The organism is Candidatus Magnetaquiglobus sp. (assembly GCF_058402785.1).
Genome location: NZ_JBZVFG010000006.1, coordinates 56561 through 73759, shown reverse-complemented (window position 1 = coordinate 73759; position 17199 = coordinate 56561). Strand labels below are relative to the sequence as shown.

General features: G+C 60.1%; 16 protein-coding genes. 11 read left to right on the top strand and 5 right to left on the bottom strand.

Annotated features, from left to right (window positions below):
- Window positions 1-353: 353 nt before the first annotated feature.
- The gene (rfaH, locus tag ACV4UY_RS03620; RefSeq protein ID WP_491606289.1) at window positions 354-920 is read left to right on the top strand and encodes a transcription/translation regulatory transformer protein RfaH; all 567 of its coding nucleotides are present in this window, start codon (window positions 354-356) and stop codon (window positions 918-920) included.
- Window positions 921-1110: 190 nt separating this feature from the next.
- Here rfaH and ACV4UY_RS03615 read toward each other — a convergent pair whose 3' ends face one another.
- The 4 genes from ACV4UY_RS03615 to ACV4UY_RS03600 all read right to left on the bottom strand — a co-directional run bounded on the left by ACV4UY_RS03615 (window position 1111) and on the right by ACV4UY_RS03600 (window position 4310).
- Window positions 1111-1449 (bottom strand): response regulator, encoded by a 339-nt coding sequence (locus ACV4UY_RS03615; protein WP_491606329.1) that lies wholly within the window; start codon window positions 1447-1449, stop codon window positions 1111-1113.
- A gap of 128 nt (window positions 1450-1577) precedes the next feature.
- Complete coding sequence (locus ACV4UY_RS03610; RefSeq protein WP_491606288.1) at window positions 1578-2042, bottom strand: cytochrome c; 465 nt, start codon at window positions 2040-2042, stop codon at window positions 1578-1580.
- Between the two features lie 292 nt (window positions 2043-2334).
- Window positions 2335-3291: a LysR substrate-binding domain-containing protein gene (locus ACV4UY_RS03605; RefSeq protein ID WP_491606287.1), complete on the bottom strand. Its 957-nt coding sequence runs from the start codon at window positions 3289-3291 to the stop codon at window positions 2335-2337.
- On the bottom strand, window positions 3288-4310 hold the full coding sequence (locus ACV4UY_RS03600) for a CysB family HTH-type transcriptional regulator (protein WP_491606286.1): 1023 nt from the start codon (window positions 4308-4310) through the stop codon (window positions 3288-3290). Before ACV4UY_RS03600 ends, ACV4UY_RS03605 begins: the two co-directional genes overlap by 4 nt.
- A 192-nt stretch (window positions 4311-4502) precedes the next feature.
- Here ACV4UY_RS03600 and ACV4UY_RS03595 point away from each other — a divergent pair, with 192 nt between their 5' ends.
- The 9 genes from ACV4UY_RS03595 to ACV4UY_RS03555 all read left to right on the top strand — a co-directional run bounded on the left by ACV4UY_RS03595 (window position 4503) and on the right by ACV4UY_RS03555 (window position 15099).
- The gene (locus tag ACV4UY_RS03595; RefSeq protein WP_491606285.1) at window positions 4503-6653 is read left to right on the top strand and encodes a nitrite/sulfite reductase; all 2151 of its coding nucleotides are present in this window, start codon (window positions 4503-4505) and stop codon (window positions 6651-6653) included.
- Between the two features lie 94 nt (window positions 6654-6747).
- A complete protein-coding gene (locus ACV4UY_RS03590) occupies window positions 6748-7425 on the top strand; it encodes a phosphoadenylyl-sulfate reductase (RefSeq protein ID WP_491606328.1) in 678 nt (225 codons plus the stop codon).
- Between the two features lie 276 nt (window positions 7426-7701).
- Complete coding sequence (locus tag ACV4UY_RS03585; protein WP_491606284.1) at window positions 7702-7935, top strand: hypothetical protein; 234 nt, start codon at window positions 7702-7704, stop codon at window positions 7933-7935.
- The gene (locus tag ACV4UY_RS03580) at window positions 7932-10343 is read left to right on the top strand and encodes a diguanylate cyclase domain-containing protein (protein WP_491606283.1); all 2412 of its coding nucleotides are present in this window, start codon (window positions 7932-7934) and stop codon (window positions 10341-10343) included. The genes ACV4UY_RS03585 and ACV4UY_RS03580 overlap by 4 nt, the downstream gene beginning before the upstream one ends.
- A gap of 286 nt (window positions 10344-10629) precedes the next feature.
- Window positions 10630-10965 (top strand): TusE/DsrC/DsvC family sulfur relay protein, encoded by a 336-nt coding sequence (locus tag ACV4UY_RS03575; protein WP_491606282.1) that lies wholly within the window; start codon window positions 10630-10632, stop codon window positions 10963-10965.
- A gap of 133 nt (window positions 10966-11098) precedes the next feature.
- Window positions 11099-12127 (top strand): sulfate ABC transporter substrate-binding protein, encoded by a 1029-nt coding sequence (locus ACV4UY_RS03570; protein WP_491606281.1) that lies wholly within the window; start codon window positions 11099-11101, stop codon window positions 12125-12127.
- Window positions 12128-12314: 187 nt separating this feature from the next.
- A complete protein-coding gene (cysT, locus tag ACV4UY_RS03565; RefSeq protein WP_491606280.1) occupies window positions 12315-13100 on the top strand; it encodes a sulfate ABC transporter permease subunit CysT in 786 nt (261 codons plus the stop codon).
- A 20-nt stretch (window positions 13101-13120) separates the two neighbouring features.
- The gene (gene cysW, locus ACV4UY_RS03560) at window positions 13121-14011 is read left to right on the top strand and encodes a sulfate ABC transporter permease subunit CysW (RefSeq protein WP_491606279.1); all 891 of its coding nucleotides are present in this window, start codon (window positions 13121-13123) and stop codon (window positions 14009-14011) included.
- The gene (locus ACV4UY_RS03555) at window positions 14008-15099 is read left to right on the top strand and encodes a sulfate/molybdate ABC transporter ATP-binding protein (protein ID WP_491606278.1); all 1092 of its coding nucleotides are present in this window, start codon (window positions 14008-14010) and stop codon (window positions 15097-15099) included. Before cysW ends, ACV4UY_RS03555 begins: the two co-directional genes overlap by 4 nt.
- Window positions 15100-15319: 220 nt before the next feature.
- Here ACV4UY_RS03555 and ACV4UY_RS03550 read toward each other — a convergent pair whose 3' ends face one another.
- Entirely contained in the window at window positions 15320-15820 is a 501-nt protein-coding gene (locus ACV4UY_RS03550) for a hypothetical protein (RefSeq protein ID WP_491606277.1), read from the bottom strand.
- 357 nt (window positions 15821-16177) lie between these two features.
- Here ACV4UY_RS03550 and ACV4UY_RS03545 point away from each other — a divergent pair.
- Window positions 16178-17199 (top strand): TrkH family potassium uptake protein (locus ACV4UY_RS03545; RefSeq protein ID WP_491606276.1); only part of this gene is annotated, 1022 nt, incomplete at its 3' end.

Sequence of the window (17199 nt, the reverse complement as noted above, 5' to 3'; positions counted from 1 at the left end):
GTGTGACACCCCGTCGCACCCCACCCACACCCCGCAACAGGCCCTTGCCCACCAGCTAAAGAAAATGCGACTTCCTCCTTCTCGAAAAAGGTGGAGCCTTGGTGTTCGGGAAGAGAGGTGCAAGAGACGCGACGAGCCTTTGCGAATCAGATGGTCTGCTGTACCATGCATCGATTGGCAGCCAAAGATCGCAGCGGCGGCGGGGCCCCAGGATCGCAACGATGTCGAGTCGTTGAAACCGATGCTGGCTTTGGCGTGGGCAAACCCATGATGAGATCTTGCGAACAGTCGGAGCCCGGTTTTTCCTCCCCAGAAATTGAAGAAAAGAAACAATGTCAGCAATGGAATCCGATTTGCCCGTTACCGACGAACTGCCGTCTGAGGAAACACCAGAACCGGTTCTCAACCGGAAATGGTATGCGGTACATACCAAACCACGTCAGGAGTTGCTGGCACTCCAGAATCTGGAAAATCAGAAGTATCATTGCTTTCTGCCACGCATCCATGTCAAGCGCATACGGCGGGGCAAATTGCAGCCAGTGATCGAACCGTTCTTTACCAGCTATCTGTTCATCCAGCTTGTTCTGGAGCAAACCAATATCGCTCCGATCCGTTCCACGCTGGGCGTGACCGGTCTGGTGCGGTTCGGCGGCTACATCCCTCCGGTCAACGATGCACTGGTGGAGTCGTTGATCGCTCGTGCGGATGCCAACAGCATCCTGCCGTCCCCAGAACCCGTCGAGTTCGCGTCCGGACAACACGTCTGGATTCAGGAGGGACCACTGGCCGGATGCGAGGCGATTTTTCAGGCGCGCAACGGTCAGGAACGGGCCTTGCTGCTGATTCAGATCCTGGGAGACTCCACGCGGGTGCAGGTGCCGATCCGCACGCTCGCGTCAAATGACCCCGGAGCGTGTTGACATGGCCGGATTCAGGTTCGGAAAATGGTCGTGAGGATGTGCGACTTTCGACAGGATCAACCAAGCCCTTGATCCTTTCCATGTCATCCGGTCTCGTCCAGGATATCGACATGCCGACCCTTCCGCACATCCAGAATGGTCAGCGCGCTACCGTCGGGCGATAACAGGTCAATCCCCAGACCTGCCCATGCTACGGTTCTTCCAGTTCCCGGAGTCGATGCGACATCTCCCGGTTCTCGCGTCCGATTTCGTACAGGCGGAACGCATCCTTGATTCCTTGCGAGAGCACGTCATCCTCCCACGGTTTGGTGAGAAACTTGTAAATCGCACCACGGTTGACGGAATCGATGACCGTGTTGAGTTCCGTGTAACCGGACAGTATGATGCGCACGGTGTCGGGATGCAAATCCTTGATGCGACGTAAGAATTCGGTTCCGCTCATCTCCTTCATCCTCTGGTCGCAGACCACCACCCCGACCGGATGGCGCGCCATGAGATCGAACCCCTCACGGGCGCTCGTGGTGGTGATGATCCGATATCGGCACCGTTTTCAAGATTCATCTGCCGATTGTCAATGCACGCGCCTGCCCATTCCCTGTTTGAGGCAAACCGTGTTGGCGGGCCATCCATGGCCCGCGTCGGCTGTCTGATCAGTTTTCAATGGGAACGGAAAATCCTGTGGCATGAATCGCACGATTCGCGCACCTTCTTGATCGCGCCGGTCATCGGATCGCGATTGCCCCGCATCCACTGTTCGGAGGCTTTCACCAACTCCTTGGTGGCCTTCAAACTGCGTTCCACCTGGGTGTCGAACCCCTTTCGATCACTCCAGGCGGTCTCGGAACCGGCTTGCGCCGTACGGTTCTGTACCCCTTCCGGATAGACGTGATCCAACAGTTGCGCGCTTGAACGCAACGCCGTGGCGTGTCGCAACATGTTCTCCGCGTAGGGGTGTTTCTGATTGGATGTCAGGGTTTCGATTGCCTTGAGATGCAAGCGAAGAATCGACATCACGGCGGATTGATATTCTCCCAAGTCACTCCCAAACTCAGACGATGAAACGGCGGATCCTGGAAGCCAGAAAAGCGATGATACAATGAGAATTAGATGGTGTTTCTTCATGACGGCATCCTTTGTTGGTTATTGCGGATATAAACTCAGAATAATCTGATATATACGCATTGATTTTCAGATGCAGAATCGTAGCATGATTATGTGTGATTGATTAAATAATTATTTGATATTATGTAATGCGATTGATTATAATATATCTATCGAATATTATATAATCGTTTTTCTTGAATTGCTGAAATGGGCAGGTCGTCACCTGGTTCATCCATTTCCAGGTGACGATCATCTCCGGCGGGAATCGTGATCCATGGCCAACCGATCCGAATCACTTCCGGTCATAAAGTCATTTGGCGGGTATTGAGGCATGGATTTCTGAAAAGTCGAGGACTTTGACCGTGGTCTGACAGGCCGTTTGAATGTGCGAAACCAATTCGTCGGTGACCTTGGAGCGGATCCTCCTGGCATCCAGCAGCAGGTTGATCGTCCGGGTCATCGCCCCCTCCCGGATCGGACGGATGGTCAAGGCCCCCAGATGATTCTCCTTGCGGATCGCCAGACGGGAGATCAGGGAAAAGCCGACCCCGTGTTCCACCGCGCATTTGGCCGCCTCCGCGGTATCCACCTCCAGCACGGTCTTCAACTGGCCAAAATGCATGCCCGCCTGTTCCAGAAACGCCGCGATCACCGCGCGCGTCCCGGATCCCTCCTCCCGCGAGACGAACGGATGGGCCAACAACCGCTCCAGGGGGATGCTCTCCTCATCCGCCAGGGGATGACCGGGGGCCAGGATCACCACCAGTTCATCCTCCAGACAGGGCAGAACCTCGATGTCGGGCTGTTGTACCGGTCCTTCGACCATGCCGATATCGATGGTGGTGTCACCCACCTTCTGGACCACGGTGCGGGTGTTGTGCAGGCTCAAACGGACCTTGACGCCAGGATACGCATCCCGATACCCGCACAGGATTCCAGGCAGCAGGTATCCGCCGGGGGTGGTCGTGGCTCCGAGCCGGATCATCCCGCGTGACAGTCCTGTCACCTCGTTCAGCCGTTTTTCCGTCTCCTGGTATAGATCGAGAATGCGACTGGCATGCTGATGAAAGTGTCGGCCTGCATCGGTCATCGAAATGCGATTGTGCTGACGCTCGAACAGACGGGTGTTGAAATGCTCCTCCAACTGCCGGATCTGAAAGGTGACGGCGGGCTGGGTCAACTCCAACTCCTCGGCGGCGCGGGTGAAGGAAAGGTGCTTGGCCACGGTGTGAAAGACCAGGACGCGCGTCGAATCGTAGAAACTCATGGCAAATTTCCTTCCGTTTGCGTGACGACGGGGTTTGGAACCGTTTCCGTTCGCGGAGCGCGCGTGGGCGTGGCATTGGCCCCTCCGGGCGGTTCCGACGGATTCAACAGACAGGCCTCGATGGTGGCGCGCGTCTGGCGCGGGGCCAGCAGTTCGATGAAATCGATCACATAGCGCGCCGGATGCGAACCCTTCTTGATGCCGACACGGGTGGTGTGTACGCCGAACAGCCCCCCGGCGCCGATCGCCTCGATCCCTTTGTCGCGCATCGGATCGTAGGCGATCTCGGCCACGATTCCCACTCCCATGCCCAACTCGACATAGGTCTTGATCACATCCGCGTCGATGGCCTCCAGCACGATGTTCGAGGTCAGGCCGTGTTCCTGGAACACCCCGTCGATGCGGCGACGACCGGCGAATCCCTGATCATAGGTGATCAGCGGATAGCAGGAGAGCATGTCGATGCGTAACGGCGATTCGCGCGTCAGCGCATGCCCGACCGGGGTGATCACCACATGTTGCCAATCCAGGCAGGGGATGCTGACCAGTTCCCTGGATTCGGCGATCGCCTCCGTGGCAATGCCCAGGTTGGCCTGTCCCGAGGCAACCATCTCCACCACATGGGTGGGATTGCCCTGATGCAGGCGCAGCCGCACATTGGGGTATTTCTGCGCGAACGCCGGCAGCACCCGCGGCAGGGTATAGCGTGCCTGGGAGTGGGTGGTGGCGATGGTGAGACTGCCCCGGCTCTCGGTGCTGAACTCCCGTCCCACCATGCGCAGGCTTTCGGTGTCGTGCAGGATTCGTTTGGAGATCTCCAGGATCATCTGTCCGGATTCGGTGACGCCGACCAGACGTTTGCCGTTGCGCACGAACACTTCGACGCCCAACTCCTCCTCGAGCAGCTGAATCTGTCGGGACACCCCGGACTGCGAGGTGTGCAGCCGTTCGGAGGCTGCGGTGACATTCAGTCCGCGCCGGGCAACTTCACAGAGGTATCGCAATTGATGGAATTTCACATTGCCTCCTTGTTTATTGTTGAGGCGGTTTAGCACGAAAAACGATTATATAATAATTTTATATTGTTATTATTATATTTTGTCTTAAGGTATGCTGCAAGCGAAATTAGTGTGCGGTGCAACAATTTGTTGTATCCGCCGAATGGATGTCGTTTAAACTACATATAATGATTGTTCAAATGGAGGTCAGGCATGCAGCAACCGCGAATTCAAGCCGTGATGGCGGAAATCGACCGTCTGGGTCAGGCGGTCAATCTGTTCGAACAGGGTACGTTGAGCGAGGATCGGTTCCTGGCCCTGCGCATGTCGCTTGGCGTTTACACCCAGCGGACCCAGGGGGCCTACATGGTGCGGCTGAAGCTGCCCGGTGGTCGGATCACCCCCGGTCAGATGGTGGCTGTGGCCGATCGACTGGAGCGGCTACCCCACGCGGCGACGATCCACTTGACCACGCGCCAGGACATGCAGCTCAAGCCGGTGTTCGGCGATCGACTGGTGGAGCTGTTGCGGGGGTTGCATGAGGAGGGCTTGTGTACCGGTGAGGCGGGGGGTCCGACGGTACGCAACATCGTGGCCTGTCCCATGGCCGGCATTTGTCCCATGGAGGAGCGCGATGTGCTGCCGATCGTCGATGGTCTCAAGGAGCGATATCTGGGCAATCCTCTGACCCGATTCCTGCCGCGCAAGTTCAAGATTGCGGTTTCCGGGTGCGCGGCGGGTTGTGCTCAGGAGGGTGTGCATGACCTGGGCATCACCGCCTGTCGGGACGTGGACGGACGAGGGGGGTATCGGGTGAGCATGGGCGGGGGGCTGGGGCACAAGCCCAGGCAAGCCCGGGTGATCGAGCCGTGGGTGGCGGAGGCGGAACTTTTTCCGGTGGTGGAGTCGGTGTTACGGGTTCATCACCGTCACTCCGACCGGGAGAAGAAGTCCAGGGCGCGTCTGAAATTTCTTTGGGAGCGCTTCGACGAAGAGACCGTGCTGGGTCACTACCGGGAGGCGTTGACCCGTACCCGCCGGATCGCCGGATTGGCGCTTTCGTTTCCTGGCGCCTGGTCCGAGGCGTCTGAAACAAAGGAGATCCGGCGCGCCTGGGGCCGGGATGCGACTCCGCAGCGTCAGCCCGGATTGTGGGCCGTGCCGGTGCGGGTGCCGCTCGGCGATCTGACGCCGCGACAACTGCGCGGGTTGGGAGCCTTGGCCGAGGCGTTGGGTCTGGTCGAAGTGCGGGTCACCACGGACATGAATCTGTTGATGGTCGGCGTTCCGGAGTCGCGCGTGCCGGAGTTGGCGGAGCGGTTGGCCGGATTCGGGGTGTCGCGTCCGCAAGTCGGGGATGACGTGACGGCTTGCGTGGGTTCGGCGGTCTGCAATCTCGGCCTGACCGCGGCGCCGTTGCTGGCGCGTCAGTTGACCGGCGGGGTGTTCGATCTGAAGGTGCGGGTTTCGGGTTGTCCGAATGGATGCGTCCATTCGGATGTGTGCGACATCGGTCTTTCCGGCGAGATCCGGCGTCCGCATGGGATTCCGTTGCCGTTCTACCGGTTGCTGGTGGGGGGGCGGGGAGGCGGTTCGGGTCTGTTGGGACGCTGTGTGGGTTCCATCCCGGCGAGCCGCGCACCGTTGGCCGTGACGCGGATTCAACAGGCGTTCGCGGAGTCCGGGGAGAGCGGGCGGGGTTTTTCGGCCTGGATCGGCGCTCGCTCGGATGTCGAGTTGATGGAGTTGGTGGGCGATCTGGAGGAGATCACGCCGGAAGAGGCGGCAAGTCAGGCCGATTTCGAGCGGGCACGTCGCGGATTCGAGCAGCGGACCGGTCTGAACGAGTGCATGGGCAGCCGACACGTTCATGTGGAGATGGCCTTTGCCCGCGCCGCCCATGAGCGGGATTGTTGTCATGCCCATCTGGAGGCGGGCGAGGCGGAACCGTTTTTGAAGACCACGCGGGAGATTCTGACCGGACTGGGGGCCACCTTGCTGGCGCCGACCCGTCTGCCCGTGGCGCTTTCGGAGTTGAGCCTGGAACAGTTGGTCGTGAACGCCCTGCGCAAGCCGGCGCTGACTACCCCTCTGGTGGAGGCGTTCGCGCTCCTGACCGAGCGCCAGAGAACGTTGGAGCAGGGTTCCGAGTGGCGCGATCTGACCCGGTTCCTGACCGATCTGGATCGTTGGATCGGCCTGTTGGCCGAGCTGTGGTGCCGGGAGGATCCGACGCTGTACCTGAGCGCCTATCTCTCCCCGTCCATCCGTTCGCTGCCTCTGGCCGATGATGGGAACAACATTGCCGGAGCCTTCGGACCACGGCTCGGGCTGGTCGGAGAGGGATGGAGGGAGGTGGCTTGAGGGAGGGGTTCGGTTCGGATGTTCTGATTGGCGTGGTTTGGTCGGCGTTGAAAGATTTTCACCATTTGGAATCAAGGAGAGATGGGTCATGCGTATGTTGGAAAGGGTTGGAGAGTCGGTTGAATGGTTGCGTCTGGCTGCCGAGAAGATGGCGCCGGCGCGGTTTTCCACCAGTTTCGGGGCCGAGGATCAGGTGGTGCTGGATCTGATCGTGCGCAACGAACTGGCGATTCAGATCTTCACGCTGGATACCGGTCGTCTGCATGAGGAGACCTATGACGTGATGAATCGGTCGTTGCTTCGCTATCGTCGTCCGATTTTGATCTACTCCCCGCGTCACGATCTGTTGGAGGCGCATTTGAACCGTCATGGACCGAACGCCTTCTACGAAAGTATCGATCTGCGCAAGGCCTGTTGTCAGGTCCGCAAGGTGGAGCCACTGCGGCGGGCCCTGGCGGGGGCCAAAAGCTGGGTGACCGGTCTGCGGCGCGAGCAGGCGGTGACCCGTGCCGGACTGGAGAGGCGGGCCTGGGATCCGGTCCACAAACTGGAGAAGTTCAATCCGCTGCTGGAGTGGAGCCAGGAGGAGATCTGGAACTACATCCACACCCATCAGGTGCCCTACAATGGTCTGCATGACCAGAATTTCCCCAGCATCGGCTGCGCGCCATGCACGCGCGCGGTCGGGGCCAACGAGGATCTGCGCGCCGGGCGCTGGTGGTGGGAGGATCCGGTCAGCAAGGAGTGCGGCCTGCACGTCAAGTCGGCTTGACGCCCGAATGCCGAAAGGCACCCGGCAACCAACCATTCCGGATATATGCTTATCCGGAATGGTTATTAAGGGGTTGCATCAAACCATGTTATCATGAAAACTCCCGAAAGGAGGGCCATGGTATGGGGGATGAGGGGTTCTCCCCCCATCATGTTACATGGATGAATGGGGAGAGCGGCTCCACAGGTGTACTGGGGCGATGACGGATCGTCGGGGGGAAGATTGTTGCATGATGCGGGTCTTGACATGACGCCAGGCGTTGGGATCGCAAGCCGCGTGCGAAGCGTGGCGCTCTGGTGGGGGCTTCTCCTGTTGGTGACGGGTTGGAGTGGTGCCGTGAGGGTCGGGGAGATCAAGGTGGAAAGCTCCTCGATCCTCACCGGACAGGCGTCCGCCTTGGGGCCAGGCATGCGGCAGGGGATCGAGGCCCGTTTTCAGGAGGTCAAGGAAGCGGGCGGCATCCACCGGGTCGTTTCGTTCCCCTGGACTGGAAGGATCCGTGATCGATGACCATGGAGCCGGAAAAGTTCACCGCGCCGTGGAACGGATTCTTCCGGGGGCATGGAGTCACCTTGAGCATTCGGCGCATGCTGGTCGGGTTGGGGGCGCTGAGCGTCCTGGCCATCCTGCTGTTGACCACCGTGGCCTGGGTTTCCAATCAGAGGCTGGCGCGCTACCAGGAAGAGCTGCTCGAGGAGGCGTTTCCGGTCAGCGAGGCGGTACGCGGCATGGTGCTGGTGGTGATGCGCGTTGCCGACCGACGTCATGCGCCCACCACGCCGGAGGGGTATGTCGAGCCGGATCGTCTGCCTTCCCGCGCCACCCTGGAGGCGGAGTTCCGCGCCGAGCGCCGCGATCTGGATAAACTTTTGGAACGGTTTCCGGCCTCCCGGGAGATCCTTGGGGCGTTGGATCGCCATTTCGCGCAATTGCTCGAGGCCGATGAGGGGCTCTCCTTGTTGCGCGAACGTTTACGAACGCTCACCATCAATCTTGAGACGCGCATCGGGCAGGTGGAACACGAAGCCGGGGAGATGATCCACATCGCCGAGGCGTTGGCCGGCAAGGCGCGACTGGAGACGCAACGGGCCCGGCGTCGGCTCGAGCCGCTGCTGATGCGGGATGCGTGGGATGAGGCGAGTCGGCGTCTGATCCGGGAGCGACTGTCGTCCGCCAGCGTTGACGTGCGCGATGCCTCCGACAAGATTCGCCATGCCAGCCTGACCCTGGCGCTGCTGAGTCGGCAGTTGATCATGGAGCGGGAGCAGGATCAACTGATCAACATTCGCGACAACGGCATCGAACAGGCTTTCGGGGAGATGCGCGCCGCCCTGGCGCGGCTGGAGGCGTCGGTGCGCGCCGACTCCGGGTTGACCCCGCTCTCTACCGCCCTGCGGGACCACTTCGCGCGTCTGCCGCCGCTTCTGACCGTTGGTCCGGAGTCGCTCCATGCCCTGCTGCACGCTCTGTTCGACGAGAACGCCGCCATGCGCGAGGCGCGCATGCGCATGGAGTTGGCGGCAGGTCAGGTGTTGCGCGACGTGGAGCGTCTCTCCTCGCCGGCGGGATTGCTGCGCGGGGAGATCGCCACCGATGCCAAGCGCGTGGTGGAGGCCAATCACGCCATCCTGATTCTGGTCACCATTCTGGCCCCGGTGATGCTGGCCGGCGCGATCTTGTTCTTTCTGCGTTGGCTGGTGGGACGCTCGCGCCAGATCGTCCACGCCCTGCAAGGCTGCGCCGAGGGGGACTACACGCAACGCGTGCCGCTGCTGGGCAATGGCGATCAGTTGGACGACATCGGCGCCATGGTCAACGTGTTGGCCGCCAACCTCGACCGGTTGGAGAACGCCGACATGCGCGGCATCATGTCGCGCATCGCGCTCAACGCCCTGCTGGAGACCTCGTTGATCCCCATGTCCCAGCAGGAATATCTGCTGACCGCGTTGCGCATCATCCGCGCCATCCCCTGGCTCAAGGTGTGGAACAACGACGCGGCGCTGTTTCTGGTGGATGCGGAGCAGGGCGGATTGAGGCTGGCCGCCCAGATCGGCTTCTCCGATGTCGAACAGACGAGCTGTGCCAGGGTGTCCGCGGGGGTCTGCCTGTGCGGCACGGCCCTGGAAACCCGCGAGATCCTCTTTGCCGGAGACGACGATCCCCGACATGTCATCGAACATCCGGTGCGCAAGGCCCATCGCCACTACTGCGTGCCGATCCTCTCCTCCGAACAACCGTTGGGGGTGCTGCTGCTGCGGCTCGATTCCGGGCATACGCGCAATCCGGACGAGATCGCCCTGCTCTACACCATCGCCAATACCCTGGCCGGCGTGATCGAACGCAAACGCATGGAAGAGGATCTCCAGCGCCTTGCCCATCACGACGCCCTGACCGGCCTGCCCAACCGCATGCTGTTCCGCGAGCATGCCCTGCAACTGCTTGCCAAGGCTCACCGCACTGGCGGAACCTTTTCGGTGCTGCTGCTCGACCTGGACCGCTTCAAGCAGGTCAACGACACCCTGGGCCACGCCGCCGGCGATCGGTTGCTCCAAGAGGTGACGTGTCGCATCCGCGCCACCATGCGCGCCTCGGACCTGCTTGCGCGCCTGGGCGGGGATGAGTTCGCCCTGTTGATCGATGCGCTGCACGATCCGCTCAACATCGCCATCGTGGCCGAAAAGATCGTCCATGCCCTGGTGGAGCCGTTCGTGATCCTCGACACCCCCTGTTCCATCGGCGTGAGCATCGGCATCGCCCTGTATCCGGAGCATGGGGCATGCATCGACACCCTGCTCGAACAGGCCGACATGGCGATGTACACGGTCAAGCAGAACGGTCGCAACGGTTTCTGCTTTGCCCGAGTGGCGGGGGAGGCGGATGGCTCCCCACCCCAACCCGTGATCGCCGCGCCCGCCTGACAGACCTCCGACCGGCTCGACGATTCCCCTTCCCGTGTGGATCCAGAAGGCTGCGCGCGCTTTTTTCGTTCTGTCCGCGCATTCCCGCTTCAATTAAACAATAACATTATGTACAAATACATCATTTTAGCATTGCCAGAGATTATAATATATTTTTATATTATTATCATTTATTTTTTGTTTCTGTTATCTTGCATCGCACAATAAATGCGCAAGCCCCACCTCTCTCAATTCGGGGATCCTGGCGCGTATTCACCCTTCGATGGCAAGGAAAGGAGAACGAACGATGACGAGTCTGACGGTGCAAGGCCATGCCTATCCCCTGAACATGAGCGGCTTTCTGGAAAATCCCAACGACTGGTGCCCCGAGGTGGCGATCGCGATCGCCCAACGCGAACAGTTGGAGATGACCGAGGAGCATTGGGCGATCGTCGAAATTCTGCGCGACTACCATGTCAACAACCGGGTCGTGCCGATGATAAGGGATCTGCTCAAGAAGGTGGGGGAGCGGTTGGGCAAGGAGCGGGCCAACGTGCGCTATCTCTACACGCTCTATCCGTGCGGACCGTTCATGCAGGCCTTGAAGATCGCCGGTCTGCCGATGCCGTGTCGATGCGACTGATCATCGGGTGATGCGGATCTCCTTCCGCGCGGTGTGTGGGTGCCGCGCGGAGGGTCTTCGCTTCATCCTTGGGTGGATGAAGGAGGTATGATGCAACAACTTAAATAATCCAATTCTCCGTGGGAGGTGTGTCATGATGGGTCAAGGATGGTTCAAACGGGTTGATCGGTTCTGGGTGTGGGTGGCGGTGTGGGCCCTGGTACTGGGTGGGGCCGAGGCACTGGCCGGCGAGGTGACGCTGCTCAACGTCTCGTATGATCCGACGCGCGAGCTTTACAAGGAGTACAACGACCTGTTCGCCGCCTATTGGCAAGCCAAGAGTGGCGACACGGTGACCATCAAGCAGTCGCACGGCGGTTCGGGCAAGCAGGCCCGGGCGGTGATCGACGGACTGGAGGCCGACGTGGTGACGCTGGCTTTGTCGTTCGACATCGACGCGATTGCCCGCAAGGCAAAACTTCTGCCCGAGAACTGGCGCGAACGGCTGCCCAATCGCAGTGCCCCATACCATTCGACCATCGTGTTTCTGGTGCGCAACGGCAATCCCAAGGGGATCACCGACTGGAACGATCTGGTGCGGGAGGGGATCCAGGTGATCACGCCGAATCCGAAAACCTCGGGGGGCGCGCGTTGGAACTATCTGGCGGCCTGGGGCTATGCGCTGGAGAAGAACCAGAATGACCCGGACAAGGCGCGCGCGTTCGTGACCCGACTCTTCAAGAATGCGCCGGTGCTGGACTCCGGGGCTCGGGGAGCCACCACCACGTTCGTGGAACGCAAGATCGGCGATGTGCTGTTGACCTGGGAGAACGAGGCGTATCTGGCGATTCACGAGTTGGGCGCGGATCAATTCGAGTTGGTGATCCCGTCGGTGAGCATCCTGGCCGAACCGCCGGTGGCCCTGGTGGACCAAGTGGTGGACAAGCATGGCACCCGCCCGGTGGCCCAGGCCTATCTGGAGTATCTCTACACGCCCGAGGGGCAGAAAACCGTGGCCAAACACCACTATCGACCCGCCGCCCCGGAAAAGGCGGGGGCAGCGGCGGACCGTTTCGCCCAGATCCGCCTGTTCACCATCGATGAACGGTTCGGAGGGTGGGACCAGGCGCAACAGATCCATTTCGCCGATGGCGGCGAATTCGATCGGATGATCGCGCCGTAAGGCCGCGATCGAAAGGACCGGGGCCATGACCAGCATCGAGCCAAATCGCCAAACGGAGGCGGTCGTCACGACGAACAGCTCCCGCGTTCAAGACGGCAGGCTTCAGAAGGGGCCGAACGGCACACCGCAAGCGCATGGACGGTGGTGCGTTCGACGGCCTGGTCATGGTTCCCCGGTTCCACTCACGTTGGGAATCAGTCTGTTCTATCTGGGACTGATCGTCCTGCTGCCGCTCGTGCTGGCCTTTGCCTGGAGTCTGCGGTTGGAGAGCGGGGCGTTGTGGGGGATCGTCACCGCCCCGCGCGTGCTGGCGGCGTTCCAGGTCAGCTTCGGCGCGGCCCTGGTCGCCGCGGCCATCAATGCGGTCTGCGGTCTGGTGACCGCCTGGGTGCTGGTGCGATACGATTTTCCGGGACGCAAGCTTCTCGATGCCCTGGTGGATCTGCCGTTTGCCCTGCCGACTGCGGTGGCCGGGATCACCCTGGCGGCGCTGCATGCCCAGAATGGCTGGATCGGCGCATGGCTCGATCCGTTCGGCCTGTCCGTGGCCTACACCCCGGCTGGCATCGTGCTGGCCTTGACCTTCATCGGTCTGCCGTTCGTCGTGCGCACCGTGCAACCGGTGCTCCAGGCGATGGACGGCGAGATGGAAGAGGCATCCGCCAGTCTGGGGGGCGATCGCTGGCAGACCTTCCGCCTGGTCACCCTGCCCGGATTGACGCCGGCGCTGCTCACCGGTTTCGCCATGGCGCTGGCGCGCGGCCTGGGGGAGTACGGATCGGTGATTTTCATCGCCGGGAATCGTCCCTTCGTCTCGGAGATCGTGCCGCTTCTGATCGTCACCCGTCTGGAGCAGTACGATGTCCTCGGCGCCACGGCCCTGGCCATGCTCATGCTCACCGTCTCCTTCGTTCTTTTGCTGCTCATCAATTTTCTGCAATCCTGGATGCGTCGTCGTCGTCCCATCGGCTGACTGGCAAGGAGGGATCCATCATGAGTCACGGCACGGAGCGACATCAACGGCGTCCCAGTCCGGTCATCGGCGATCCGTTGTGGGTGCGGGTGCTGTTGAGCAGCCTGGTCATCCTGTTTCTGACATTGTTTCTGCTTTTGCCGTTGCTGTTCATCGGCGCGCAGGCCTTGAGCAAGGGGTTCGATGCCTGGCTGGCCGCGCTCTCCCATCCGGATACTCTGGCCGCGCTGCAATTGACCCTGTTGACGGCCCTGATCGTGGTGCCGCTCAACCTGGTATTCGGGGTGTGCGTGGCCTGGGCCGTGGCGCGCCACGATTTCCGGGGCAAAAATCTGTTGATCACCCTGATCGATCTGCCGTTCGCGGTATCGCCGGTGATCTCGGGATTGATCTTCGTGTTGTTGTTCGGGGCGCAGGGGTGGTTTGCCGGCCCGCTCGCCGCCTCGGGGGTGAAAATCATCTTCGCCGTGCCCGGCATCGTGCTGGCCACCCTGTTCGTCACCCTGCCGTTCGTGGCCAAGGAGCTGATTCCCATCATGATGGCGCGTGGCCGGGGCGAGGAGGAGGCCGCGCGGCTTCTGGGTGCCAGCGAATGGCAGGCCTTCTGGCATGTCACCCTGCCCGGCATCCGCTGGGGGGTGTTGTACGGGGTGATTCTGTGCAACGCCCGCGCCATGGGGGAGTTCGGCGCGGTATCGGTGGTGTCGGGACACATTCGCGGCATGACCAATACCCTGCCGCTGCATGTGGAAAACCTTTACAACGAATATCAGGGGGTGGCGGCGTTCGCCGTCTCCTCGATCCTGGTGGGGCTGTCGCTGTTGACCTTGATCAGCAAGGCGTGGATGGACCGGCAGGGTCGCGATGAGCCTGCCGTGACCGTGGTGTATCCGGAGGAGGAGAGACAATGAAGATCGAAGTGGTCGATGCCGTCAAACGGTTCGGCGCCTTCACGGCGCTCGACGGGTTGAATCTGACGATTGCCCCAGGGGAGATGGTGGCGTTGCTGGGACCGTCGGGATGCGGAAAAACCACGCTGCTGCGTGTCATCGCCGGGTTGGAGTATCTGGATTCCGGGCAATTGCTCCTCGAAGGGGCGGACGCCACCCGCGCGCCGGTTCAGGAGCGTCGGGTGGGATTCGTGTTTCAGCATTACGCCCTGTTCGGACATATGACCCTTTTCGAGAACGTGGCGTTCGGATTGCGGCTCAAGCCGCGTCGGGAACGCCCGAACGACACGACGATCCGCAAGCGGGTGATGGATCTTTTGGCGATGGTGCAACTGGAGGGGTTGGCATCCCGCTATCCGGCGCAGTTGTCGGGAGGACAGAGACAGAGGATTGCCTTTGCCCGCGCGTTGGCCCCGGAACCGAAAATGTTGCTGCTGGATGAGCCGTTCGGGGCTTTGGATGCCCGGGTACGTCACGATCTGCGGCAGTGGTTGCGGCAGATGCATGCCCTGGTGCCGGTGACCACGCTGTTCGTCACCCACGATCAGTCCGAGGCCGTGGATGTGGCCGAACGGGTGGTGGTGATGCGTCAGGGCGGGGTGGAACAGATCGGCACCATGGAGGAGTTGCAGGGCAATCCCGCCTCGCCGTTCGTGGCCGATTTCATGGGCGGGGTGAATCTGTTCCAGGGGCGGGTGGAGAACGGTTGGACACGCATCGGGGATGTGGTCGTGGAGGTGGCCCCACCCGGCAAGAGTTGCGTGGAGTCGATGCCGACCGTGGTGTGCGTGCGTTCCCACGAATGGCAGATTCGGCGTGTACCGGATGGTTACCGCGCCTGGAGCACCGTGGTGCGGCATGTGCGACCGCAGGGATCGATCGTGCGACTGGGATTGGAGTCTCTGGAAGGCGCGGGTCGTTTCGAGGTCGAGATGACGCGCGAACAGTACGATCCTTACGGGTTTCAATCCGGAGAGACGGTGTTCGTCCGACCCAAGCGGGTCAAAATTTTCGCCGATCCGCCTCACGACGTGGCTGCGGCGGCTTGACATCGTTACAAGAGGAGACCGGGCATGCACACGCAGTTGTCGCCTGGACAACGTTTCGAGCGGATTCTGTTGGCCACGGAGGGGTCGAATTTCAGTCAAGGCGCGGATCGCGTGTGGCCATGGATCTGGCGACGTTGTGCCATGCGGAGATTCTGGCCATGACCATGGTGACGGACAACGACGAATATGCCGCCCTGGCTCCGGAAACCGACCACTCCTCTCACCATATCGCTTGAGGATCTTCTCCGGCAACGCCGCGTGACGCTCCGGAAATCCTTTGGTCAGGCCGGCCAAAAAATGCTCGATCGTCCGGGTGAACAATCCCAACCGCGTCAAGTTGGCCATGTTTGGAACGAAAATGGGTCGAATCGTGTTGCTGTCGCGAGGTGTCCAGACCCAAAACCGCAATGATCTGGTTCGTTACCGCATCAAAGGTCGCTCCCACGGCCTCCGATCCCACCCCCGTGCCCGGAAATATTCCAGGGTGCGCAGCGATATACCTGTCTCCTCCAATCAGACCAAGGGCGTAATGATGGCGCAAATCAAACCGGAACGACGCCATCAGCGCCTCGTCGGTTCGATCAAACATCTCCTTGAGCACGGACCGTGAGACCAGAAGCGCCGCAGGCGTGTTGGGACGTCCCAAACTGGCAGATACAGAGCAGCAAATGCGCGCTCCGGAATCATTTTCAGCACCTGAGTGCGGAAAACGTGCGGCCAACTCCTCTCTGATTCCTCCCGAGGCCCATCAGGCATCCGGAAGTGCGCTTCATCCAAGTTGATCTGACGGTCCACCAGACGAGACCTATCTGATTATCTCCATGAGTTCACTTGTGATTCATGAGGATGTTCCACCACACTCCCCCTATCCCTGGCACGGGTTGACTTCCAGCAAAGGTGACTTTTTGCGGGAGACTCATTCGTGAATCTTGATAAAATTTTTATTTCACGCTGCCCGCAATTTTTACCATTTTTATACATGGACGGATATATTAATTATCAAGAATGATTGCGTAAACGTAAATGACATGTCAAGAATTTCATCCAATTGCACTATTCAACTTGAAGCGGACAGAAAATGGCATCTACAATCAACGATTTTTCTCTTGGTCGTATCGTGACACTCTCCTTTATTCTAACCATTCTGACTGGAACGCTGCTGCTTTTATTACCCTTCAGCCTTGCGTCTGGGCAGGAACCCGTATCTTTGATTGATGCATTCTTTACCTCCACGTCAGCAGTATGCGTGACCGGTCTGACGGTACGGGATACGGGCACCACCTTTTCCCTGTTTGGCCAGGGGGTGATCCTGGGGTTGATTCAGGTGGGAGGATTGGGTTTTCTCACGCTCTCCACCTTTTTCATCACGAGGTTTCAGTTGCGGAAGAATGGCATCAGTATGCATCACCGTCATCTTCTGGAGATTTCCCATGGTTCTGTGGATGCCATTCATCCCAGTCAATTGTTGAAGGCGATTCTTCTGTTCACCTTTCTGGTGGAACTCTTGGGAGGGGGATTGCTCTTTTTACGTTTTTCCGAAATCAAACCGCTTCCGGAAGCCGTGTGGTTCGCGTTGTTTCATGCCATTTCCGCCTTTTGCAACGCCGGATTCGGTTTGTACGCAGACAGCCTCATGACATTCCGAGGCGATCTGTTGATCAATGGCGCGGTGATGGGACTGATCATTCTGGGAGGCTTGGGCTTTCTGGTGGTGGCGGATGTGGGGGAACGTCTGCGGGCCATGCTGCGCCATCAACGGGGTATGCTGTCGTTGCATTCCAGGCTGGTGCTGCGCACCACGCTGTTTTTGATCCTTGCCGGAGCGATTCCTTTTGTTCTTTTGGAATGGAACGGGGCGGCGATGGGGGAACAACCGGCATCCCTGTTTCTTGAGAGTCTTTTTCTCTCCGTGACCAGTCGAACCGCCGGTTTCAATACGGTGGACACCGCCTTGTTGACCGGTCCGACTCTGTTTCTGGTCATCTTGTTGATGGCGATCGGAGGCTCTCCCGGTTCCACGGCCGGAGGCATGAAAACCACCACCGATCCAATTGCACTATTCAACTTGAAGCGGACAGAAAATGGCATCTACAATCAACG